The sequence below is a fragment of the Microbacterium sp. NPDC089186 genome, assembly GCF_040685115.1.
Lineage (GTDB): Bacteria > Actinomycetota > Actinomycetes > Actinomycetales > Microbacteriaceae > Microbacterium > Microbacterium galbum.
This window is the reverse complement of record NZ_JBFBHJ010000001.1, coordinates 1,101,361-1,122,658: the sequence shown is the minus strand read 5'-3', so window position 1 is coordinate 1,122,658 and position 21,298 is coordinate 1,101,361. Positions and strand designations below refer to the sequence as shown.

The window sequence follows — 21,298 nt, the reverse complement described above, 5'->3', positions numbered from 1 at the left end:
TGTGGACGCCATCTACTTCTTGTGGGCCTCTAGCGCGCTGATGAGTTGCGGGACGACGGTGAACAGGTCTCCGACGATACCGAAGTCGGCGATGTCGAAGATGGGAGCGTCGGGGTTCTTGTCGACCGCTACGATCACGCCGGCCGTCTGCATCCCCGCCCGGTGCTGGATCGCCCCCGAGATGCCCAGGGCCACGTACAGCCGCGGCGAGACCGACACCCCGGTCTGTCCCACTTGCGTGTTCGCGGGGGCGTACCCCGCGTCGACGGCCGCGCGCGAGGCGCCGACGGCCGCGCCGAGCACGTCGGCGAGGTGCTCGACGAGCGCGAAGTCCTCCTTCGAGCCCAGCCCTCGGCCACCGGCGACGACTGCGCCCGCTCCGCGCAGCTCGGGCCGCGTCGAGGGGGCCACGGTCTCCGAGAAGTCCTCGGCCCGGGCGGACGGAGCCCCGGATGCCGTCACCTGCAGGCCGCGCACGGCGAGCGGCTGCGCCTCGAGGCGCGCGTCCACCGCCCCGGGGCGCAGGGTCGCGACGAGGGGACCGAAGGTCGGCGCCCCGTCGACCGTGAACGCACCGCCGAAGGCCGCGTGGTGGGCGACGACGCCGAGGTCGTCGCGCCCGACCCCGACGACGTCGGTCGCGAGCGGCAGGCGCAATCGCACCGCGAGGCGGGCCGCGGCATCGCGCGACTCGATCGCGTTCGAGGCGAGCACGAGGTCGGGGCTCTCGGCGGCCACCGCCGCGGCGAGCGCATCGACGACGGGGCCGGTGAGCACCGCGGGATCGACCTCGGCGGTGAGGACGCGCACCGCGCCGAACCCAGCAGCCTGCTCCGCCGCGCGATCGAGCACGTCGGCGGGAGCCGCGAGGACGGCGACCGGCTCCCCCGCTTCCGCGGCGGCGGCCAGCAGCCCGGCCGACGAGGCGGCGAGTGCGCCCGAGGGCAGCACCTCGAGCAGGACCAGCGCGACGCTCATCACGCGACCCCCTCGGCCACGAGGAAGGCGGCGAGCTTCTCGCCCGCATCGCCCTCGTCGACGATCTTCGTACCGGCGGCGCGCGGGGGCCTCTCGGTGACCGACAGCATGATGTAGCGCGCCTGTGCGGGGTCGTCGGCCTCGACGCCGAGCTCGGCGAGATCCCACGTCTCGAAGGGCTTCTTCTTGGCGGCCATGATGCCCTTGAAGGTCGTGAAGCGCCCCTCCGGAAGCGCCTCGGTGATCGACACCACGGCGGGGAGGGATGCCGACACCCGCATCGTCCCGGCATCGCTCACGCGGTCGCCCGACACGGAGTCGTCGGTGACCTCGAGGCTCGACAACGCCGTGAGCTGCGGCACGCCGAGCATCTCGGCGACCATGGCGGGGACGACTCCTCCCCCGCCGTCGGTGGAGAGGTTGCCCGCGATCACGAGGTCGAAGCCCGTGCGGCGGATCGCCGCGGCGAGCACGTCGGCGGTCAGCAGCAGATCGGCGCCGCGCAGAGCGTCGTCGACGACGTGAACGGCCGAGGTCGCCCCCATCGCCAGGGCCTTGCGCACGGTCGCCGTGGCCGAGGCGGGGGCCATCGTGACGACGATGACCTCGGTGCCGGGGTGCGCGTCGGCGTGCGCGAGCGCCGCCTCGACCGCGCGCTCGTCGATCTCGTCGAGCACCGGGGCCGACGAGGAACGGTCGGTCAGACCCGTCTCCAGGTCGAGACGACGGTCGCCCCACGTGTCGGGGACTTCTTTGATGAGCACCACGATCTTCATCGACGCGGCTCCTTCGTTCGGGGGACGGATGCCGCGACGTCGCGGCGACGGGATGACTGCTTCACGGACGGGCCCGGGAGTCGCCGACCCCGCCGACCGGACCGAGCCCGCGGAGGGTTCGACGGGCTCAGCCACCGCCTTCCCGCGGCCGAGCAGCGAAGCGGCCCCTCCCCGGCGAGGCGGAGGTCCCTGAGCCCGTCGAAGGGACCGGGTCGCGCAGAGGCATCGACCGGCCTCGGAAGGCTCAGCCACCGCCGTCCCCGCGGAGAGCGGGCCGCCGCGCCGCCCGAGCGGTACCGTGACAGGCGAGGAGGATCCATGACGCGACGACTGCCGGTCGACCCGATCGCCGAGGCCAAGCGCCAGTGGCTCGCGCACGGGTGGGATGACGCGGCCGACGGCATGACGGTCGTGACCTCGGTGATCCGGGCGCACCAGTTGCTCATGGCATCCATCGACCGGGCGTTGAAGCCCTTCGATCTGTCGTTCTCGCGCTTCGAGATGCTGCGGCTGCTCGCCTTCACCCGCGAGGGACGGATGCCGATGGCGAGCGCGATCGCGCGCCTGCAGGTGCATCCGACGAGCGTGACCAACACCGTCGAGCGCTTGGCCCGCGACGGGTACGTCACGCGTGAGCCGCACCCCACCGACGGGCGCGCCGCACTGCTCGCGCTGACCGACGCCGGGCGACGACGGGTCGATGAGGCGACGACCGCGCTCAACGACGTGTTCGCCGACCTCGGGCTCGACGACGACGATGCGACGGCTCTCGTGCGCATCATCGCGCGCTTCCGCAAGGGAGCCGGTGACTTCGCCGACCCCGCCCCGGTGCCCGACCCGCTCTGAGCACCGACGGGTGACGCGTCGCACGCCCCCGGCCGCCGGTCGCCCGCGGGCGCGCCGATACGCGAGGCGACGTAATCGCCTGCGTGTGCCGGGCTGACGGGGCTCATCTGTGCGTGAACGACGGCGACCGCTTCTCGCGGAACGCCGCCATCCCCTCCTTCTGGTCGGCGGTGTCGAAGAGCGCGGCGAACGCCTGCCGCTCGAAGCGCACGCCCTCGGCGAGCGTGGACTCCAGAGCGACATCGAGCGCCGCCTTGGCGGCGTAGAGCGCCGGCAGGGGCTTCTCGGCGATGGTGCGGGCGGTGCTCTCGGCGTCGTCGAGCAGCTCGGCGGCCGGCACCACACGGGACACGAGGCCCGCGCGCTCCGCCTCGGCGGCGTCGATCATGCGCCCCGTGAGCACCAGCTCGGCGGCCTTGTAGTACCCGAGCGCGCGGACCAGCCGCTGCGTCCCGCCCATTCCGGGGATGACACCCAACTGCACCTCGGGCTGGCCGAACTTCGCGCGATCGGATGCCAGGATCACGTCGCACATGAGGGCGAGCTCGCATCCGCCGCCCAGTGCGTAGCCCGACACCGCGGCGATGACCGGCGTGCGCACCGCGGCGAACCGCGTCCAGGCCCCGAAGTGGTCGGTGAGCATCATGTCGAGTCCCGACTTCTGCTCCATCTCCTTGATGTCGGCTCCGGCCGCGAACGCCTTCTCGCTGCCCGTGACGACGATCGCGCCCACGCCCTCGTCGGCGTCGAACGCCTCCGCCGCCGCGACGACGTCTCGCATGGTCTGCGTGTTCAAGGCGTTGAGAGCCTCGGGTCGGTCGAGGGTGATCCACCCGACGCGGCCCCGCTGCTCGACGCGGATCGTCTCGTACTCGGCATCCTGGTCCGTCATGTCACTCCCGTCGTGTCACCGCGGTCGGCCCCGCTCCTGGCATGCTCGCACGCGCCCCCGACATCCGCCGAGGGGGTTCCGCCGCCGGCCCGTCGACGTCGTGCCGGGGCCGCGAGGCTGTCGAGTCCGGCGCGCGCTTCGCGCTGCGGGGCGTGGCACGTACGCTCCGACGCGCGGATTCCGCCCCGAATCGGGCCGGCCCCGTCCGCGCCCGCGCCACGCCCACCGAGTCGCCCCGCACGAGCCCCAGCCTCTCAGGCGGTGTCACGCCGCGAGGACGCTGCGGCCGACGATGAGGCGCATGATCTCGTTCGTCCCCTCGAGGATCTGGTGCACGCGCAGGTCGCGCACCACCTTCTCGATGCCGTAGTCCTGCAGGTAGCCGTAGCCGCCGTGCAGCTGCAGGGCCTCGTTGGCGACGCGGAAGCCCACATCGGTCGCGAAACGCTTGGCCATCGCGCAGCGGGTCGCGGCGTCGGGCGCCTTGGCATCCAGGGCCCGGGCGGCGTCGCGCACGAGCAGACGCGCGGCGTCGAGCTCGGTCGCCATGTCGGCCACGGCGAAGATCACGGACTGCTTCTCGCTGAGGGCCTCGCCGAAGGTGAACCGCTCGTGCACGTACGCGACCGCCCGGTCCAGCGCCCACCGCGCACCCCCGAGGGAGCACGTGGCGATGTTGAGCCGCCCGCCGTTGAGCGCGTTCATCGCGATCGAGAACCCGCGCCCCTCGCCGCCGAGCAGGTTCTCCGCCGGTACGCGCACCTCGTCGAGGATCACCGGGCGGGTGGGTTGGGCGTTCCAGCCCATCTTCTTCTCGTTCGGCCCGAACGACAGGCCCGCGGCGTCGGCGGGGACGAGGAACGCGCTGATGCCGCGGGCCCCCGGCTCGCCGGTGCGCGCCATGACGACGTAGACGGATGCCTCTCCGGCGCCCGAGATGAACTGCTTCACGCCCGTGAGCACGTACGTGTCACCGTGGCGGATCGCGGAGGTGGCGATCGCCGCGGCATCCGATCCTGCGCCCGGTTCGGTGAGGCAGTAGGCGCCGAGGTCGTCCATGGCCACGAGCGAGGGCAACCACCGCTCGCGCTGGGCGGCGGTGCCGTAGGTGTCGATCATCCACGCGACCATGTTGTGGATCGTGATGTACGCCGTCACCGTGGGGTCGCCGTAGGCGAGCTCCTCGAAGATCGCCACCGCATCCGCTCGTGACAGCCCGGCGCCGCCGACGTCGTCGTTGACGTAGACGCCGCCGAGACCCAGCTCCCCCGCGCGGCGCAGCACGTCGCGAGGGAAATGCTTCTCGGCATCCCACTCGAGGGTGTGGGGGGCGAACTCGGTCGCGGCGAAATCGCGCACGGCATCGAGGATCGCGGCGCGCTCATCTGTCGACAGGGTGCTGACCGGTGAGGCGTCGAGCGCGGGAGCAGGGGTGGTGTCCATGCGGCTCTCCTTCGTGAGGCGACGGCGTCGTCGCCTGCTCAGATTACCTGGACGTCCTAGTAAATGGTAGAGGGGTCGATTACCCCGCGGACACCCCGAACAGCGCGCCGACGGCGTACGTCGCCGCGAGCGCGAGCGCCCCGCCGATGACGGTGCGCAGCACCGCCCGCCCCCGCCGGGCCCCGCCGATGTACGCCGCGACGTAGCCGGTGATCGCGAGCGCGATGAGCACCGCGACGAAGGTCAGCGGCACCCGGATCTCGACGGGCGCGAACAGGATCGTCGCCAGCGGCAGCAGCGCGCCGATCGTGAACGCCACCGCCGAGGCGAGAGCCGCCGCCCACGGACTCGCGACGTCGTTGGCGTCGATGTTGAGCTCGACCGCCAGATGCGCCTTGAGAGCATCGGATGCCGTGAGCTCGGTCGCCACGCGCGTCGCCGTGTCGCGCGAGAGGCCCTGCGCCTCATACATGCCCACCAGTTCGGCGAGCTCGGCCTCGGGGTCGTCGGCCAGCTCGCGCTTCTCCTTCTGGATGAGCGCGTGCTCGCTGTCGCGCTGGCTCGACACCGAGACGTACTCGCCCAGCGCCATGGAGATCGCGCCACCGACGAGGGCCGCGAGACCGGCGATCAGCACGGGACCGGTGCCGCTCGTCGCTCCCGCGACGCCGACGACGACCGCGGCGGTCGAGACGATGCCGTCGTTGGCGCCGAGGACTCCGGCCCTCAGCCAGTTGAGGCGCTGCGAGAGTCCCTGACGGTGCGGTTCATCGGTGTGCGCGCCGTTCGCGGTGGTCATGGGCGAGAGGATATCCCCGCCGTCGACACCCGGACGCCCTTGCGTCGACGTCGACGAGCCGTGCGGGTCCGCCGTTCCCCCGTCGTTCACTCGGGCGACACCGCCCGCGGGCAGACTCGCCGCCATCGCCGCCCCGCGGCGTCCTCGCGCCGTTCTCGACGCGCGAGCTCCCCCCTGCATCCGAGGACACAGCCATGCCTTCGCCCCTCCTCCGCCGCGCGGTCGCGTTCAGCGCGACCACCGCCGCGGTCTGCGCTCTCGCTCTGTCGAGCGCCACCGCGGCATCCGCCGCTCTCGTCTCCGATCCCGTGCGTGACGTCGCCGCCGACGACGCGGTGTCGCTGCGTCCGCTCGGCACGTACGAGACCGGGGTGTTCGACCAGTCGGCCGCCGAGATCGTGCACGCGTACAAGAACCGCCTCTTCGTCGTGAACGCCCAGGCCGGGGCCGTCGATGTGCTCGACAACGGAAACCCCGCCGCACCGACGAAGCTGTACTCGATCGCCGGCACCGGGATCGCGAACTCCCTCGCCGTCCGCGCCGACGGCCTGGGCGTCATCGCCCTGGAAAGCACCGACAAGACCGCGCCCGGACGTCTGGTCTTCTTCGACGCGGATGCCGCCGCGCCCACGATCCTCGGAGAGGTGACGGTCGGCGCTCTGCCCGACATGGTCGCGATCAGCGACGACGGCTCCTTCGCGGTCGTCGCGAACGAGGGCGAGCCGGCCGATGACTTCACGACCGACCCCGAGGGTTCCGTCGGCGTCGTCGCGCTGCCGAGCACCAAGACCGCCCCGACCCAGGATGCCGTGCGCACGGCCGGGTTCGGAGCCTTCGAGCAGGGCGGCTCGAAGTCCCTCGACCCCGCCGTCCGGGTCTTCGGCCCCGATGTCGCCGCCCCCGACCAGGGCTCCACGCCGCTCGCCGCCAACCGCGTGAGCCGCAACCTCGAGCCCGAGTACGTCGCGATCGCCGGCTCCACGGCGTACGTCGCGCTGCAGGAGGCCAACGCCGTCGCGGTCGTCGACCTGGCGACGGCGGAGGTCACCGGCATCCGGTCCCTGGGCTTCAAGGACTACGGCGTCGAGACGCTCGACGCGAGCGACCGCGACCCGAAGGATGCCCCGACCTTCAACGAGAAGAGCTACCCCGGCCTGTTCGGCATGTACATGCCCGACGGCATCCAGGCCTACCAGTCCGGCGGCGAGACCTACCTCGTCACCGCCAACGAGGGTGACGGTCGCGAGTGGGGCGACTTCACCGACACCGCCCGCGTGAAGGATCTCGGCTCCGACGGTCTCGCGCCCGTGTGCGCCGACAGCCCGCTCGCGGGCTCGCTCGGCGACGCCGCCCTCGGTCGCCTCAACGTCGCGACCGACATGGGCCTGAACGCCGAGGGCACCTGCTACTCCGCGCTCTACACCTTCGGCGGGCGCGGGTTCTCGGTGTGGAACACCGCGGGCGAGCAGGTCTTCGACTCGGGCTCCGACTTCGAGCGCATCACGCACGATGCGAATCCCGATTTCTTCAACTCGAACCACTCGGAGTCGAACCTGGAGGGTCGCAGCGACGACAAGGGCCCCGAGCCCGAGAACCTCGCGATCGGCGAGGTCGACGGGCGCACCTACGCCTTCATCGGCCTCGAGCGTGTCGGTGGCGTGATGACCTACGACATCACCGACCCGAAGAACGCGACCTACGCCGGGTACGTCAACAACCGCGACTTCTCGGTCTCGGTCGAAGACCGGCTGACCGGCGATGAGACCGCCGACCGCGAGCTGCTGGCGAAGGCCGGCGACCTCGGTCCCGAGGGCGTGGAGTTCATCTCCGCCGCCGACTCTCCGACGGGCCGACCGCTCGTGGCCGTCGGCAACGAGGTCTCGGGCACCACCACCGTGTTCGCGGTGGAGAACCCGAACGTGAAGGACATCGACATCCTCACGATCAACGACTTCCACGGCCGCCTCGAGGCGGGATCGCAGGGCGAGGCCGGCGCCGCCGTCATCGCCGGCGCCGTGAAGGCGAAGGAAGCCGCGAACCCGAACACGCTGTTCGTCTCGGCCGGTGACAACATCGGCGCGTCGACTTTCACCTCGCTGATCCAGGACGACTCCCCCACGATCGACACGCTGAAGGCCTCGGGTCTCGACATCTCGGCCGTCGGCAACCACGAGTTCGACCGCGGCTTCGCCGACCTGACCGACCGCGTGCTCCCCGAGTACGGCGGCGGGGAGTTCGGCCTGGGCGCGAACGTCTACAAGAAGGGCACGAAGGAGCCCGTACTCGACGAGTACGCCGTCAAGGACGTCGACGGCGTGCGCGTCGCCTTCATCGGCACCGTGACCCCCGACACCGCGACCATGGTCGACCCGGCCGGCATCGCCGACCTGGACTTCGGCGACCAGCTCGAGGCGGCGAACCGCGTGGCCGACGAGATCACGGCGGGCGACCTCGCCGACGTCATCGTGCTGCTGACGCACTCGGGGGCTGCGACGTCGAACGACTGCACCGCCATCGCCGCCGACCAGGCCGGTTTCGGCGCCCTCGCGGTCAACGCCTCTCCGGAGATCGACGCCGTCGTCTCCGCGCACACGCACCAGACCTACGCGTGCGACCTGCCGGTGGCCGGCACCGACCGGACGCGCCCCGTCATCCAGGCCTCGGAGTACGGCAAGGCCATGGGGCAGCTGTCGCTGAGCTGGGACACGCGCACCGACTCCCTGGCATCCATCTCGGGGACGACCTTCCCGCTCGCGGGCGCGGCGGCTCCGGATGCCGACATCGCGGCCAAGGTCGCCGCGTACGTCGCGCAGGCCGACGTCATCGGCGCGAAGCCGGTCGGCGAGATCAGCGGTGACATCCTGCGCGGCGGAACCCCCTCGGGAGCGGACCGCGGCGTCGAGTCGTCGATGGGCAACTGGGTGGCCGACGTGTACCTCTGGGCGACGTCGAAGAACCCCGCGTATGCCGGCGCGAAGGCCCAGATCGCGCTGATGAACCCGGGCGGCCTCCGCGCCGACCTGCTCAAGGGCGACGACGGGGTGGTGACCTACAAGGAGGCCGCCCTCGTGCAGCCCTTCGCCAACACGCTCGTGACGGTGACGCTGACGGGTGAGCAGCTCCGCGGCATCCTGAACGAGCAGTGGAAGGCCACGGGAGACCGACCGAAACTGCACCTGGGCGTGTCCGACGGGTTCACGTACACATACACGCAGGACCCGTCGAACCCGCGGGTGGGCGCGGTCGTCTCGATGGCCTACCAGGGCCGCGCGATCGCCGACACCGACACCTTCACGGTCGTGACGAACTCGTTCCTCGCCAACGGTGGCGACGGCTTCCCGACCTTCGCCGCGGGCACCGACCGCACCGACACCGGACAGATCGACCTCGACGCGACGCTGTCGTACTTCGAGGCGATCCCCGTGGTCGATCCGGCGCCGCTCGGGCGTGCGGTCCTCGCGACGGATGCCACTCCGCAGCCGGGTCAGCCCGGCACCGAGCCGACGCCGGTTCCCGCCCCGGACCAGCCCGGCCGGCCCGCGGGAGAGCGCCCCGGCAGCGGCCTCGCCAACACGGGTGTCGAGGCGCCGTGGGGCGTCGCCCTGGCGGGCGGGTTCCTCGTGGTCGCGGGCGGGCTCGCGTTCGCCCTGCGCAAGCGCCGCACGGTCTGACGCCGGACGCCGGAACGGCCCTCACCTCTGCGGGTGGGGGCCGTTCCCGTTCGCGTGGGGGGTCGGAAGCCGTCGCCGGGAAGCACGTCGGGCGATACTTCCTGACCCCTCACGCGGGGTGGCGCCTCATGCGCGGAGCACCTGGACGTGCACCCCGGATGCCGTGGACTCGACGCGCCAGACCTGACCGCTGCCGCGCACGGCCGGGGCCGCCTGCGCCGAGATCACCAGGGCCGTGTTCTCGTCGATGGCCACACCGTCGGTGACGAGACCGGCGTCGACCGCGGCGACGAGACGCGAGAGGGTGCCCCACTGGGCGGCGTGGACGTCGACGGCGAAGTCGAGGAGCCCGAGGCCCGGGCGCACCTCGACGGCGTCCAGCTCTTCGCCCGCGTCCTCCGACACGACCTCGACCCCGCCGACCCGGTACCCGCCGACGAGCGCCGGACCCGCGGCGATGGACGCTCCCGCGGACAACCCGGCGTACGGCATGCCGCTCGCGACCCGTTCGCGGATCGCCTCCCGGATGCCGCGGACCGCGTCGTGATACGCCGGAGTCAGACCCCCGCCGACGAAGACACCGTCGGCGTCCGTCATGGCATCCGCGAAGGTCTCTCCCTCGACGACCGCGTGCACCCGGATGTCGTCGGGTGCCGCTCCGGCGGCCTCGAGCACGCCGCGGAACTGGTCGACCGACGCGTCGTCGTGGGCTTCGAGCACGAGCAGGAGCGCGATCACGGGCGCGCGACCGGCGGCGTGCTCCCGCGCCTCGCTCACGAAGGCCTGCAGCAACGACGCGCAGACGGCGACATCGCGGCCGCCGCCGAGAAGGAACACACTCATGGGCCCAGTATCCCGGGTGCCCGCCTTCGCGAGAGTCGCCAGCTTTCGTCGCTCCGGGACGCCCCTGGGCGACGCATCCTGGCGACTCGCGCGGGCGGGGGTCAGTACCGCCGCAGCAACGCCGCGAGGGCCTGGCCGCCGCCGATGCACATCGTCACGACGGCGTACTCGAGGTCGCGGCGCTGCAGATCGAGGGCCGCGCGCACGGTCAGAATCGCGCCGGTCGCGCCGACGGGGTGGCCGAGGGCGATCGCCCCGCCGTACGGATTGACCCTCTCGGGGTCGAGGCCCGCGTCGCGGATGACCGCGACCGCCTGAGCGGCGAAGGCCTCGTTCACCTCGATCACGTCGACGTCGGCGGGGGTGAGCCCGGTCCGCTCCCACAGCCTCTGCAGCGCGATGACCGGCGCGTAGCCCATGATCTCGGGGTCGACGCCGGCCGTGGTCACGGCCTCCAGCGTCGCGAGCCCGGTCAGCCCGCGCGCGCGCACGTCGTCCTCGCGCATCAGCACGGTGGCCGCCGCGCCGTCGTTGATGCCCGAGGAATTGCCGGCCGTGACCGACCCGTCCTTCTCGAAGGCGGGACGCAGCCCCGCCAGGGCCTGCATCGTGGTCCCGGGGCGGGGGTGCTCGTCGATCGACACCTCGACCGGCTTCCGCCCCCGGGTGGTCACGGGCACGATTTCCTCCGCGAAGGCCGCGCGAGCGGCATCCGTCGCCGCTCTCCGCTGACTCTCGACGGCGAAGGCGTCCTGCTGCTCGCGCGAGACGGAGTAGCGGGATGCCACGACCTCGGCCGTCGTGCCCATGTGCCGACCGCTGAAGGGGTCGGTGAGGATCGCGAGCGTGCCGTCCAGGAGCGTCCGGTCGCCGAGACGGGCGTTGCCGCGGGCGCCGTACTCGAGGAACGGCGTGCGCGACATGCTCTCGTCACCGCCCGCGACGGCGACGTCGATGCCGCCCCAGCGCAGTTCCTGCGCGGCCGACCAGATCGCCTGCAGGCCCGAGCCGCACAGGCGGTTGACGGTGAAGGCGGGCACACGGGTGGGCAGCCCCGCGGCGAGTGCGACGCGGCGGGCGTTGTAGGCGTCGGGGCCGTTCTGGGCGATGCAGCCCATGACGACCTCGTCGACGTCGGCCCCGTCGACCCCGGCGCGGCGCAACGCCTCGGTGACCGCGACGGCCCCGAGCTCGTGGGCGTCGACGCCCGACAGCGCACCGCCGAACGAGCCGATGGGCGTGCGGGCGCCCGAGACGATGACGATCCGCGGCTCGGACATCAGCCCGCCGCCTCCTCGGGGCGCTCCTGGGCATCGACGTCGGCGGCATCCGGGACGTATCCCTCGACGTGGCGCTCGTCGGGGCCGACGTAGGCCGACAGGGGGCGGATGAGGGCGTTCGCCGCCTGCTGCTCGCGGATGTGCGCCGTCCAGCCGGTCACCCGCGCGGCGACGAACAGGGGCGTGAAGGTGAGCGTGTCGAAGCCCATGAGGTCGTAGGCCGGGCCGGAGGGGTAGTCGAGGTTGGGGTAGATGCCCTTGCGCTCGACGAACTGCGACTCGAGGGCGTCGTAGAGGGCGGCGACGTCGGGGCGGTCGTAGTGCGCGACGAGGGTGTCGAGGGCCGCCTTCATCGTGGGGACGCGCGAGTCGCCGCGCTTGTAGACGCGGTGGCCGAAGCCCATGATCTTGCGCTTCTCGGCGAGCGCGGTGTCGAGCCAGGGCCCGACGTTGTCGGCCGAGCCGATCTCGGTGAATACGTGCAGCACGGCCTCGTTCGCGCCGCCGTGCAGGGGCCCCTTGAGCGCGCCGATCGCGCCGACGACGGCGGAGTACAGGTCGCTGAGGGTCGACGCGATCACGCGCGCGGTGAAGGTCGAGGCGTTGAAGGAGTGCTCGGCGTACAGGATCATCGAGCGGTTGAACGCGTCGACGACGACCTCGTCGGCCTCCTCGCCGAAGGTCATCCAGAGGAAGTTGGCTGCGTAGTCCAGGTCGTCGTGGGGCTCGATCAGCCCTTCGCCACGGCGGCGGCGCTGGCCGTACGCGACCACGGCCGGCAGCTGCGCCCACAGGCGGATGCTGCGCTCGAGGTTCTCCTCGGGGGTGCCGACGGCATCCATCACGTTCGAGATGCCCGCGGTCTCGCGCGCGCCGATGACGCTCACGGCCGTGCGCACCTCGTCCATCGGGTGGGCGCTCGTGGGCAGCAGGTCGATCGCGGCCCGGACATCGTCGGTCAGCGCCCGATGCGCGCGCTCCGTCTCGCGCAGGGCGGCGAGCTGCGCCGCATCCGGGAGCTCGCCGTTCCACAGCAGGTACGCCACCGCCTCGAAGGGCTGGGTCGCCGCGAGCTCCTGCACCGGATACCCGCGGTACAGCAGGCTGTTGGTGTCGGGGTTCACCTTGCTGATCGCGGTCTCGTCGACCGTGACGCCGGCGAGGCCCTTCTTGATGTCGGTCATCGTCTCTCCTTCGAGTCGTGCACGTGCGGGTGGGGCCTCAGCGTTCGACGGTGAAGTCGAACACGTCGGCGTCGAAGCGGGTGTAGCCCTCGTAGTCGATGAGGTCGTACAGGTCGGCGCGGTGCTGCATCTCGCCGAGCTGCTCGCGCAGGTGGCCCTCGGATGCCAGGGCGTCCAGGCCCCGGCCGGCCGCGCCCATCGCGAGCCGCAGCAGCGACACCGGCCAGATGACGAGGTTCACGCCGGCATCCTGCAGCTGCCTGGTCGAGAAGAGCTCGGACTTCCCGAACTCGGTCATGTTCGCGAGGATCGGCACATCCAGCGCCGTGCGCATCGCCTCGAACTCACCGAGGTCGCGCATGGCCTCGGGGAAGATCGCGTCGGCACCCGCGTCGACCAGCGCCTTCGCGCGGTCGATCGCGGCATCCAGGCCCTCCACCGCCCGCACGTCGGTGCGCGCCATGAGGAGGAAGTCGGGGTCGCGCCGGGCGTCGACGGCCGCGCGGATGCGCTTGATCGCGGTGTCGGCATCCACGACGCTCTTGCCGTCGAGGTGGCCGCAGCGCTTCGGGTTGACCTGGTCCTCGATGTGCGTGCCGGCGAGGCCTGCGTCCTCGAGCGTCTGGATCGTGCGGGCGACGTTCATCGGCTCGCCGAATCCCGTGTCGGCGTCGATGATCGCCGGCAGCTCCGTCATCCGTGCGATCTGCTGCCCGCGTCCGGCGACCTCGGTGAGGGTCGTCAGGCCGATGTCGGGCAGGCCGAGGTCTGCCGAGATGACCGCGCCGGAGATGTAGACGCCGTCGAAGCCCTTGCGCTCGATCAGCCGGGCCGAGAGCGGGTTGAAGGCTCCCGGCATCCGCACGAGCTCTCCGGATGCCAGCTTCTCGCGCAGGGCGCGACGCTTCTGCTGGGGGGTGCTCTGGGCGTAGAGCATCAGAACAGCCCCTTCGGCGCGGGGGCCAGCGCCAGCACGCCGGGCTTCGCGACGATCGTGAGCTGCATGACCTCGGCCGGGCTCAGCTCGGGCAGACGCTGCACGAGCTCGAGGAAGCGCTCGATCTCCTCGGGCAGCAGCACGGGCTCGGCCAGGATGCGGAACTTGCGGACGTAGTCCTCGCGCGCGAACGGGCGGGCGCCGAGCGGGTGGGCGTCGGCGACGGCGATCTCGTCCTCGACGACCGAACCGTCGGTGAGGGTGATGACCACGCGGCCGCCGAAGGCCTTCTCGTTCGGATCCTCGGAGTGGTAGCGGCGCGTCCACTCGGCATCCTCCGCCGTCGTCACCTTGTGCCAGAGGGCGACGGTGTCGGCGCGGCCGGCGCGCGCGGGGGCGTAGGAGTCGACGTGGTGCCACGCGCCGTCCTGCAGGGCGACGGCGAAGATGTACGGGATCGAATGGTCGAGCGTCTCGCGCGAGGCGGTCGGGTCGTACTTCTGCGGGTCGTTCGCGCCCGAACCGATCACATAGTGCGTGTGGTGGCTCGTGTGCAGAACGATGGATGCCACGTTGGCGGGGTCGCGCAGATCGGGCCGGTCCGTGCCGAGGCGGCGGGCGAGGTCGATCCACGCCTGCGCCTGGTACTCGGCGGAGTGCTCCTTCGTGTACGAGTCGAGGATGCCGCGCTTGCTCTCGCCCTCGCCGGGCAGGGGGACGTCGTAGGAGGCGTCGGGGCCGTCGAGCATCCACGCGATGACGCCGTCTTCGCCTTCGTAGATCGGCGAGGGGCTGGTCTCCCCGCGCATCGCGCGGTCCACCGCCTCGATCGCCATCTTCCCGGCGAAGGCGGGGGCGTGCGCCTTCCACGTCGAGATCTCGCCCTTGCGCGACTGGCGCGTGGCGGTGGTGGTGTGCAGCGCCTGGCCGATGGCCTGGTAGATCGTCTCCTGGTCGAGGTCGAGCAGGGTGCCGATACCGGCGGCCGCCGCGGGTCCCAGGTGGGCGACGTGGTCGATCTTGTGCTTGTGCAGCGAGATCGCGCGGACGAGGTCGATCTGGATCTCGTAGGCCGTGGCGAGGGCGCGCACGAGGGCGGCGCCGTCGCGACCGGTGTGCTGGGCGACCGCGAGCACGGGCGGGATGTTGTCGCCGGGGTGCGAGTAGTCGGCGGCGAGGAAGGTGTCGTGATAGTCGAGCTCGCGCACGGCGACGCCGTTCGCCCACGCGGCCCACTCGGGGCTGGTGCGCCGCTCGAGCAGGCAGCCGAAGACGGTCGCGCCGGGTCCGCCGATCGACACCGCGTGATCGAGCGCCTGCTGGCGCGCGGCGCTGACCGGCTGACGGGTGAGGGATGCCGCGGCGACGGCGGCGTTGTCGATCAGGCGGTTGACGATCATGTCGACCACGTCGTCGTCGACCGCGACCGGGTCGACCGCGACGCGCGCGAGCGCCCAGGCGAGCTGGCCCTCGCGGGCGAGGTTCTCGTCGCTGCGGTGCACGCGCACGTGATGGGTGATCGTCATGAGGGGTCCTCCGTGAGGGCTTCGAGGATGGTCGTGAAGGCGTTGTGCAGGTGCACGTGGGTGGCGTGGGCGGCGAGTTCGGGGTCGCCGCCGCCGATCGCGCGGGCGATCAGTTCATGCTCTCGCGCCGAGGCGGAAAGCCGCAGGGGGTTGTCGCGGGCCATGCGTCGGACCCGCACGAGGTGCGTGCGGACGCTGCGCAGGGCCGCGGAGAGGTAGGGGTTGTCGACGGCGGCGTCGATCGCCGCGTCGAACCGGGCGATCAGCGCGTAGTAGTCGTCGGCGTCGGCGGTGTCGACGCGCTCGAACTCGGCGGCCAGCGCGTGGAAGACCCGTCGGTCGCCGCGCTGCGCGGCCAGCCGTGCGGCCTCCGTCTCGAGGGCGCGACGCAGGTCGAACAGGGCGCGGATGTCGTCGGCGTCGATGCCCGCGACCACGGTCACCCGCGGCGAGGCCTGGGCGACGAGCCCGTCGGATGCCAGGCGGCGCAGCGCCTCACGCAGCGGGGTGCGACTCACTCCGAGACGCGTGGACTGCTCCACCTCGCCGAGGACCGTGCCGGGAGAAAGGGCGCCGGTCTGGATCTCGTCGAGGAGGGTCGCGTACGCGCGTTCGCTCGCTCGCATGCCGCACCTCCCTCGCCGCCTTCCCAGTGTATGCACTGCGGCGCCCAAGGGATAGTTTGCGCCCCCGGGAGCGCTACGAACGTATACAAAGAGATACCGAGATCATCCCCGGACCGCACCCGAGGAGACGATTCTCGGCGACTCGCGCGGTCAGGCGCGCCCCCACGACTCCAGGGTCGTCGGGATGGATGCGAGGGCGCCGAGCGCCGCGTCGCGGTCGGCGCGGGCGAGGGTGAGGCCGGCCACCACGAGCGAGGCGCAGACCGCGGCGAGGGCGCCGACGGCATCCGGGGTCAGGTCGGGGCGCCGGTCGGCGACCGCGGCGCGGATGGCCGCACGCATCTCGGCCGCGTAAGCCGACACGAGGGCGCGCACGTCCGCATCGTCGCTCGCGAGGGGCGACGACCCGGCGTTGAGCAGCAGGCAGCCCAGGCGGGCGCGCGGGGCGTCGGCGTCGATGGCGGCGCGCATGTCGTCGACGTACGCCTCGAGCGCGCCGGGATCTCCCCCGCCCAGCGGACGCAGGCGCGTGCGCACGACGTCGTCGAGGTAGGCGGAGAGCACGGCGTCGAACAACCCGCGCTTGCTGCCGAAGGCGTTGTAGATGCTGGAGCGCGTGAGCCCGGTGGCCTCCTCGAGCTCGGCGATGCCGGTCTCGGCGTAGCCGCGGCGCCAGAAGACGTCGCGCGCGGCGTCGACGACGGCGGAGCGCTCGAAGCTCGGCATCCTGCCCATGTTCCCTGTTCTCTCCCTGTGCCTCGCGATGGCGTCCGGCGGAGGTGGCCGAGCCCGTCGAAGCCACCGGACGCGGACGCCTTCCGGTTGCATTCGCAGCGTCGAGGTCTATATTAGACCGGTCGTTACAAAATAACCACCGGAGGCATTCCATGCGCGCAGTGATCCACCACGAGTTCGGCGAGCCCGCCGACGTCCTCGGCGTCGAAGAGGTCGAGACCCCGACCCCCGGCCCCGGCGAGGTGCGCCTGCGCGTGCTGCTGTCGCCCATCCACAACCACGACCTCTGGACCATCCGCGGCACCTACGGCTTCAAGCCCGAGCTGCCCGCGCGCGCCGGTACCGAGGCCGTGGGCGTGGTGGAGGAGCTCGGCGAGGGCGTCGAAGGCCTCACCGTCGGCCAGCGCGTCGCCACGGGCGGCAACTTCGGCGTCTGGGCGGAGCAGGTCGTCGCGAAGGCCGCCGGCCTCATCCCGGTCGCCGACGGACTGAGCGACGAGGTCGCTTCCCAGCTGGTCTCGATGCCGTTCAGCGCCATCAGCCTGCTGCACTCGCTCGACCTGAAGGCGGGCGACTGGATCGTGCAGAACACCGCCAACGGCGCCGTCGGCCGCATGGTCGCGCAGATCGCGAAGGCCCGCGGCATCCACGTGATCGGCCTCGTGCGTCGCCGGAGCGCGGTCGCCGAGCTGGCGGAGCAGGGCATCGACAACGTCGTGTCGACCGACGCCGAGGGGTGGCGCGACGCGGCGCTCGCCCTCGCCGACGGCGCGCGCATCGTCGCCGGCGTCGACTCGGTCGGCGGCTCAGCCAGCAACGACGTGCTGTCGTTGCTCAGCGAGAACGGCACCCTGGTCATCTTCGGCTCGATGGGCGCCGGCAAACTCGAGCTCTCGGCCGGCGACATCATCTTCCGCCAGGCCACCGTGAAGGGCTTCTGGGGCAGCGTCGTCAGCAAGACGATGGATGCCGAGACCCGCGGCGCCCTGTTCGGCGAGCTGTCGCGCTACCTCGCCGACGGCACCCTGACCCTCCCGGTCGCGGCGACCTTCGCGCTCGAGGATGCCCGCGAGGCCGCCCGCGCGAGCGACTCCCCCCGCGTCGGCAAGGTGCTGCTGCGCCCCTGAGCGCATCGCCCCGCGAGGCTCGACCCTCGTTGAGTGTCCAGGACACGCCGCGCCCCGCCAGGCGGAGCGGCGTGTTCTGGACACTCGACAGCGGGTGCAGCGGCGCCCCGACCAGCCGCGCGGGGGGCCGGGCCCGGGAGCGGGAGAGGCGCGTCACGCGCCGGCGAGTTCCTGCAGCGCCCTCTCGAGCGCGTCGATCGCGGGGCGCTGGCCCTTCACGAGCGCGTCGCGCGCGGCATCCAGGCCCATCCACTCGGCGCGGTCGACCTCGGGGAACGACGCCGTGCGACCGGAGCGCGGTGGCCACTCCATCTCGAACTCCCCGAAGACGAAGTCGTCTCCGGATGCCGTGAACCCGGCGCCGTCGCCGCAGAAGACGACGACCTTCTTACCGCTGCTGTAGGCGAAGGTGCCGAGCTCCGCCCACTCCGTCTCGGGCGGCTCGATGCCGAGCTCCTCGCGGAACTCCCGGTGGGCGGCATCCAACGCCCCCTCCGTGGCGGGGTCGAACTCGCCCTTCGGGAGCGACCACGCGCCGGCCTCCTTCTTCGCCCAGAACGGGCCGCCCATGTGGGCGATGAGCACCTGGGGCGCGGGGCTCAGGCGGTACAGCAGCAGCCCCGCGCTCCAGGCGACCATCAGGCCGTGACCGCCGGAACGCGGTGGGCCTCGTCGGCGATGATGTCGGCGCGCTTACGGAAGGTGCGAGCCGACACCCGGTCGAGGGCGATCTGCCCGCGCATCTTCTCCGCCTTCTCGTACAGCGAGGGGCCGCCGAAACCGGTCAGCACCTTCACGAGTACGGGCAGCAGCTCGATCATGAAGAACAGCGCGGCGATGAGGTAGTGCGCCCAGCGCAGCACCGGCTCGCGGTCGGACAGGCGCTCGAGCGCCGTGATCTGACTCAGCAGGCCCACGGCGCCGGCGTTGCCGTCGGCGACGGACGACGCCCGGGCGTTGTACGCGGCGAGCGCCGACTCGTACTGCGCGCGAGCGGCGGGCAGCTGGTCTTCGGCCTGCTGCTTGTTCGCCTCGGCGGAGGATGCCGCAGCCGCAGCGCCCGCGGTGTTGGCGGCGGCCAGCGTCGACTGCGCCTGCTGCAGCTGGGTCGACAGCGCGTCGTACGCCGTCTGCGCCTGCTGCAGCTGCGCCTGGGCGGCGTCGGAGCTCGCGCCGTCGCCGGCGACACCGGTGCAGCCCGGGACCGTTCCGGTGCCCTGCCCGGTCAGCTCGCACTGGTACACCGCGCGCGCCTGGTCGATCACGCTCTGCTGCGCCGCGAGTTGCTGCGTGAGCTGGTCGACGGTCTGCTGGGCGGCGGCCGACTCGGCCGAGGTCGACGAGGTGCCGGTGACGATGCCGGTCGCGGCCTGGTTCTCGAGCGCCGAGACCTGGGCCGTGGCCGCGTCGAGGGCCTGCTTCTCGGGGCCGTTGGTCACGGCATCCTGATCGCCCAGGGCCTGCGTGATGTTGGTCGCGTTGACCTCGCGGTTGATGTCGTTCTGGAAGATCTGCAGCACGAGCGGCTCGGCGACCACGACGCCGATGAGCGCCGCCATGATCACGCGGGGCATCGCGAGCCCGAGCAGGCGGAAGACGTTCTTCGTCGAGCGCATCGTCGAGGTCAGGAAGCGATCGAGGTTGAAGATGATCAGGCCCCACACGATCGCGAGGGGGATCGCGAGCAGGATGCTGACCCGAACGCCCGTGAGGAGCGCGAACATCATCGACAGCGCGGACACGAGCGCGGTGCCGGCGAGCACGAGGAACATCTGCACGAAGCGCGGCACCTCTTCGGGCACCTCGTCGAGCACGTCGTTGTCGGCACCGCCGAGCACAGCCATGCGCCGGATCAGCGACAGACGCGGTCGACGGGGGTCGTGGCGCCGCAAGCGCGGCTGGCGGGGCTCGGAGGTCACCGGGATGGATGCCACGGCGGGAGCCGCGAGGACCGCCTCGGGGGCGACCTCGGTCTCGGCGTCGGCGTCGGCGTGCGCACGGTCGATGACGAGGGTGTCGTGCGCGTCGGTCGGATCGTCGTCGCGCGGGTCGCGGTGGGGGTCGGTGCCACGGACTCCGCCCTCAACGTCGTCGAGGAAGGGATCGCGCAACTCGTCGTCGGCGGGCGGCGCGCCCCACGGCTCGGACGTGTGGTCGCGCGCGTCGGCGTCGGGGTTCGCCGCGTTCTGTGCGGCGAGGATGTCGTCGAGGTACTGCACGCGTTCCTCGTCCGTCGTGAACTCGATGCGACCGTCAGAGCCGAAACGGCCGGGTCGGTGAGCGGAAAAGGACATTCGCAGAGGGTACGACGTCGACCCTGCCCTCTCCTGTGCGCAGGCTGAGGCACGGCCCCTCGTCGCCGGCCGCGCTCCGGCGGGCACCTCCTGCCGGCCGGTCGACCCGCCCTCCGCCCCGCCGCCGCTGTCGCGTCGCGCGCCGACATGATGCGTGTCACCCGAGATGACCCGCGATTGCGCCGAATGGGGTGTGCTCTCGCGAAACCCGGGTCATCTCGCGGACCGATCCGCCCGCGCCGGGCGCCGGGCGCCGGGCACGCCGAGCGGGCCGCACGCGAAAGCGGGCCGAGCGCGAACGCCCGACCCGCCGCGCGAACCGCGTCAGACCAGGCGCTTCTTCGGCGACACCTCGTAGGTGTTCTCGGGGTCGGAGAACACGGCATCGCCCAGGGCCGCGTCGATCGCGGCGAGGGAATCGGCATCCAGGGTCACGCCCGACGCCTTGACGGTGTCCTGCAGCTGCTCCGGACGTGACGCGCCGACCAGGGCGGCGGCGATGTTGGGGTTCTGCAGCACCCACGCGATCGCGAGCTGGGGCATCGTGAGCCCGGCCTCGTCGGCGATGGGCTTCAGGCGCTGCACGGCCTCGAGGGTGTCGTCGTTCAAGAACCTCTTGATGAAGTTCGCGCCGCTCTTCTCGTCCGTCGCGCGCGAGCCCTCGGGCACGGGCTGACCGGGAAGGTACTTGCCGCTGAGCACGCCCTGCGCCATGGGCGACCAGACGATCTGCGAGATGCCGAGCTCCTCGCTCGTGGGCACCACCTTGCCCTCGATGACGCGCCACAGCATCGAGTACTGCGGCTGGTTGGAGATGAGCTGAATGCCGAGCTGCTTCGCGAGCGCATGACCCTCGCGCAGCTGCTCCGCGGTCCACTCCGAGACGCCGATGTACAGCGCCTTGCCCTGGCGGACGACGTCGGCGAAAGCCTGGAAGGTCTCTTCGAGCGGCGTCTCGTAGTCGAATCGGTGCGCCTGGTAGAGGTCGACGTAGTCGGTGCCGAGGCGCTTCAGCGACCCGTTGATGGAGTCCATGATGTGCTTGCGGCTCAGGCCGGTGTCGTTGGGGCCACCGGGACCGGTGGGGAAGTAGACCTTCGTGAAGATCTCGAGCGACTCGCGCCGCTGCCCCTCGAGCGCCTTCCCGAGCACGGATTCCGCCGCGGTGTTGGCGTACGTGTCGGCAGTGTCGAACGTCGTGATCCCCGCGTCGAGCGCGGCGTGCACGGTCTTGATGGCGGCGTCGTCTCCGACCTGCGAACCGTGGGTCACCCAGTTGCCGAGGGTGATCTCCGAGATCTTGAATCCACTGTTACCGAGATAGCGATAAGCGACCATCCC

At 71.8% G+C, this 21,298-nt stretch carries 18 protein-coding genes; 3 read left to right on the top strand and 15 right to left on the bottom strand.

All coding sequences use genetic code 11. The annotated features are described in order from the left end of the window. Positions 1-12 precede the first annotated feature (12 nt). Positions 13-978 carry an electron transfer flavoprotein subunit alpha/FixB family protein gene (locus AB0N82_RS05310; protein ID WP_363388976.1) on the bottom strand — a complete coding sequence of 322 codons (966 nt, stop codon included), beginning with the start codon at positions 976-978 and terminating at the stop codon, positions 13-15. Beyond that, complete coding sequence (locus tag AB0N82_RS05305) at positions 978-1,754, bottom strand: electron transfer flavoprotein subunit beta/FixA family protein (protein WP_363388973.1); 777 nt, start codon at positions 1,752-1,754, stop codon at positions 978-980. The genes AB0N82_RS05310 and AB0N82_RS05305 overlap by 1 nt, the downstream gene beginning before the upstream one ends. Before the next feature lie 318 nt (positions 1,755-2,072). On the opposite strand from AB0N82_RS05305, the gene AB0N82_RS05300 reads away from it, so the two are divergent. Next, complete coding sequence (locus AB0N82_RS05300) at positions 2,073-2,600, top strand: MarR family transcriptional regulator (protein WP_315994384.1); 528 nt, start codon at positions 2,073-2,075, stop codon at positions 2,598-2,600. Between the two features lie 103 nt (positions 2,601-2,703). Here AB0N82_RS05300 and AB0N82_RS05295 read toward each other — a convergent pair whose 3' ends face one another. The 3 genes from AB0N82_RS05295 to AB0N82_RS05285 form a co-directional block, all read right to left on the bottom strand. Beyond that, entirely contained in the window at positions 2,704-3,492 is a 789-nt protein-coding gene (locus AB0N82_RS05295) for an enoyl-CoA hydratase-related protein (protein ID WP_315994383.1), read from the bottom strand. A 264-nt stretch (positions 3,493-3,756) separates the two neighbouring features. Beyond that, positions 3,757-4,935 (bottom strand): acyl-CoA dehydrogenase family protein, encoded by a 1,179-nt coding sequence (locus tag AB0N82_RS05290; protein WP_363388969.1) that lies wholly within the window; start codon positions 4,933-4,935, stop codon positions 3,757-3,759. A 79-nt stretch (positions 4,936-5,014) separates the two neighbouring features. Then, a complete protein-coding gene (locus tag AB0N82_RS05285; protein WP_363388966.1) occupies positions 5,015-5,734 on the bottom strand; it encodes a VIT family protein in 720 nt (239 codons plus the stop codon). A gap of 194 nt (positions 5,735-5,928) precedes the next feature. On the opposite strand from AB0N82_RS05285, the gene AB0N82_RS05280 reads away from it, so the two are divergent. After that, positions 5,929-9,405, top strand: coding sequence for a choice-of-anchor I family protein (locus AB0N82_RS05280; RefSeq protein WP_363388963.1), 3,477 nt, complete (start codon positions 5,929-5,931; stop codon positions 9,403-9,405). A 126-nt stretch (positions 9,406-9,531) separates the two neighbouring features. On the opposite strand, the gene AB0N82_RS05275 is transcribed toward AB0N82_RS05280, so the two are convergent. The 7 genes from AB0N82_RS05275 to AB0N82_RS05245 form a co-directional block, all read right to left on the bottom strand. Beyond that, positions 9,532-10,248 carry a Type 1 glutamine amidotransferase-like domain-containing protein gene (locus AB0N82_RS05275; RefSeq protein WP_363388960.1) on the bottom strand — a complete coding sequence of 239 codons (717 nt, stop codon included), beginning with the start codon at positions 10,246-10,248 and terminating at the stop codon, positions 9,532-9,534. Positions 10,249-10,349: 101 nt separating this feature from the next. Then, positions 10,350-11,528: a thiolase family protein gene (locus AB0N82_RS05270; protein ID WP_363388957.1), complete on the bottom strand. Its 1,179-nt coding sequence runs from the start codon at positions 11,526-11,528 to the stop codon at positions 10,350-10,352. Next, the gene (locus AB0N82_RS05265) at positions 11,528-12,712 is read right to left on the bottom strand and encodes a bifunctional 2-methylcitrate synthase/citrate synthase (protein WP_363388954.1); all 1,185 of its coding nucleotides are present in this window, start codon (positions 12,710-12,712) and stop codon (positions 11,528-11,530) included. Before AB0N82_RS05265 ends, AB0N82_RS05270 begins: the two co-directional genes overlap by 1 nt. A 37-nt stretch (positions 12,713-12,749) precedes the next feature. Then, the gene (prpB, locus tag AB0N82_RS05260; RefSeq protein WP_315994376.1) at positions 12,750-13,649 is read right to left on the bottom strand and encodes a methylisocitrate lyase; all 900 of its coding nucleotides are present in this window, start codon (positions 13,647-13,649) and stop codon (positions 12,750-12,752) included. Continuing rightward, complete coding sequence (locus tag AB0N82_RS05255; protein WP_363388950.1) at positions 13,649-15,175, bottom strand: MmgE/PrpD family protein; 1,527 nt, start codon at positions 15,173-15,175, stop codon at positions 13,649-13,651. Before AB0N82_RS05255 ends, prpB begins: the two co-directional genes overlap by 1 nt. Continuing rightward, positions 15,172-15,801, bottom strand: a complete 630-nt coding sequence (locus tag AB0N82_RS05250; RefSeq protein WP_315994374.1) for a GntR family transcriptional regulator — start codon at positions 15,799-15,801, stop codon at positions 15,172-15,174. The genes AB0N82_RS05255 and AB0N82_RS05250 overlap by 4 nt, the downstream gene beginning before the upstream one ends. Before the next feature lie 150 nt (positions 15,802-15,951). Further along, complete coding sequence (locus AB0N82_RS05245; RefSeq protein ID WP_363388946.1) at positions 15,952-16,527, bottom strand: TetR/AcrR family transcriptional regulator; 576 nt, start codon at positions 16,525-16,527, stop codon at positions 15,952-15,954. Between the two features lie 161 nt (positions 16,528-16,688). Here AB0N82_RS05245 and AB0N82_RS05240 point away from each other — a divergent pair, with 161 nt between their 5' ends. After that, entirely contained in the window at positions 16,689-17,663 is a 975-nt protein-coding gene (locus tag AB0N82_RS05240; RefSeq protein ID WP_363388943.1) for a zinc-binding dehydrogenase, read from the top strand. 153 nt (positions 17,664-17,816) lie between these two features. Here AB0N82_RS05240 and AB0N82_RS05235 read toward each other — a convergent pair whose 3' ends face one another. From AB0N82_RS05235 to AB0N82_RS05225, 3 genes are all read right to left on the bottom strand, one after another. Further along, on the bottom strand, positions 17,817-18,302 hold the full coding sequence (locus tag AB0N82_RS05235; protein ID WP_363388940.1) for an NUDIX domain-containing protein: 486 nt from the start codon (positions 18,300-18,302) through the stop codon (positions 17,817-17,819). After that, complete coding sequence (locus AB0N82_RS05230; RefSeq protein WP_363388937.1) at positions 18,302-19,957, bottom strand: DUF4407 domain-containing protein; 1,656 nt, start codon at positions 19,955-19,957, stop codon at positions 18,302-18,304. Before AB0N82_RS05230 ends, AB0N82_RS05235 begins: the two co-directional genes overlap by 1 nt. Positions 19,958-20,281: 324 nt before the next feature. Then, entirely contained in the window at positions 20,282-21,295 is a 1,014-nt protein-coding gene (locus AB0N82_RS05225) for an aldo/keto reductase family protein (RefSeq protein WP_363388934.1), read from the bottom strand. Positions 21,296-21,298 lie beyond the last annotated feature (3 nt).

Coding starts and splice junctions, on each gene's coding strand:
- AB0N82_RS05285 (WP_363388966.1), bottom strand. CDS start 5,734: ATGACCACCGCGAACGGCGCGCACACCGATGAACCGCACCGTCAGGGA.
- AB0N82_RS05255 (WP_363388950.1), bottom strand. CDS start 15,175: ATGACGATCACCCATCACGTGCGCGTGCACCGCAGCGACGAGAACCTC.
- AB0N82_RS05225 (WP_363388934.1), bottom strand. CDS start 21,295: ATGGTCGCTTATCGCTATCTCGGTAACAGTGGATTCAAGATCTCGGAG.
- AB0N82_RS05295 (WP_315994383.1), bottom strand. CDS start 3,492: ATGACGGACCAGGATGCCGAGTACGAGACGATCCGCGTCGAGCAGCGG.
- AB0N82_RS05265 (WP_363388954.1), bottom strand. CDS start 12,712: ATGACCGACATCAAGAAGGGCCTCGCCGGCGTCACGGTCGACGAGACC.
- AB0N82_RS05300 (WP_315994384.1), top strand. CDS start 2,073: ATGACGCGACGACTGCCGGTCGACCCGATCGCCGAGGCCAAGCGCCAG.
- AB0N82_RS05310 (WP_363388976.1), bottom strand. CDS start 978: ATGAGCGTCGCGCTGGTCCTGCTCGAGGTGCTGCCCTCGGGCGCACTC.
- AB0N82_RS05305 (WP_363388973.1), bottom strand. CDS start 1,754: ATGAAGATCGTGGTGCTCATCAAAGAAGTCCCCGACACGTGGGGCGAC.
- AB0N82_RS05240 (WP_363388943.1), top strand. CDS start 16,689: ATGCGCGCAGTGATCCACCACGAGTTCGGCGAGCCCGCCGACGTCCTC.
- AB0N82_RS05280 (WP_363388963.1), top strand. CDS start 5,929: ATGCCTTCGCCCCTCCTCCGCCGCGCGGTCGCGTTCAGCGCGACCACC.
- AB0N82_RS05275 (WP_363388960.1), bottom strand. CDS start 10,248: ATGAGTGTGTTCCTTCTCGGCGGCGGCCGCGATGTCGCCGTCTGCGCG.
- AB0N82_RS05230 (WP_363388937.1), bottom strand. CDS start 19,957: ATGTCCTTTTCCGCTCACCGACCCGGCCGTTTCGGCTCTGACGGTCGC.
- AB0N82_RS05250 (WP_315994374.1), bottom strand. CDS start 15,801: ATGCGAGCGAGCGAACGCGCGTACGCGACCCTCCTCGACGAGATCCAG.
- AB0N82_RS05235 (WP_363388940.1), bottom strand. CDS start 18,302: ATGGTCGCCTGGAGCGCGGGGCTGCTGCTGTACCGCCTGAGCCCCGCG.
- prpB (WP_315994376.1), bottom strand. CDS start 13,649: ATGCTCTACGCCCAGAGCACCCCCCAGCAGAAGCGTCGCGCCCTGCGC.
- AB0N82_RS05290 (WP_363388969.1), bottom strand. CDS start 4,935: ATGGACACCACCCCTGCTCCCGCGCTCGACGCCTCACCGGTCAGCACC.
- AB0N82_RS05270 (WP_363388957.1), bottom strand. CDS start 11,528: ATGTCCGAGCCGCGGATCGTCATCGTCTCGGGCGCCCGCACGCCCATC.
- AB0N82_RS05245 (WP_363388946.1), bottom strand. CDS start 16,527: ATGCCGAGCTTCGAGCGCTCCGCCGTCGTCGACGCCGCGCGCGACGTC.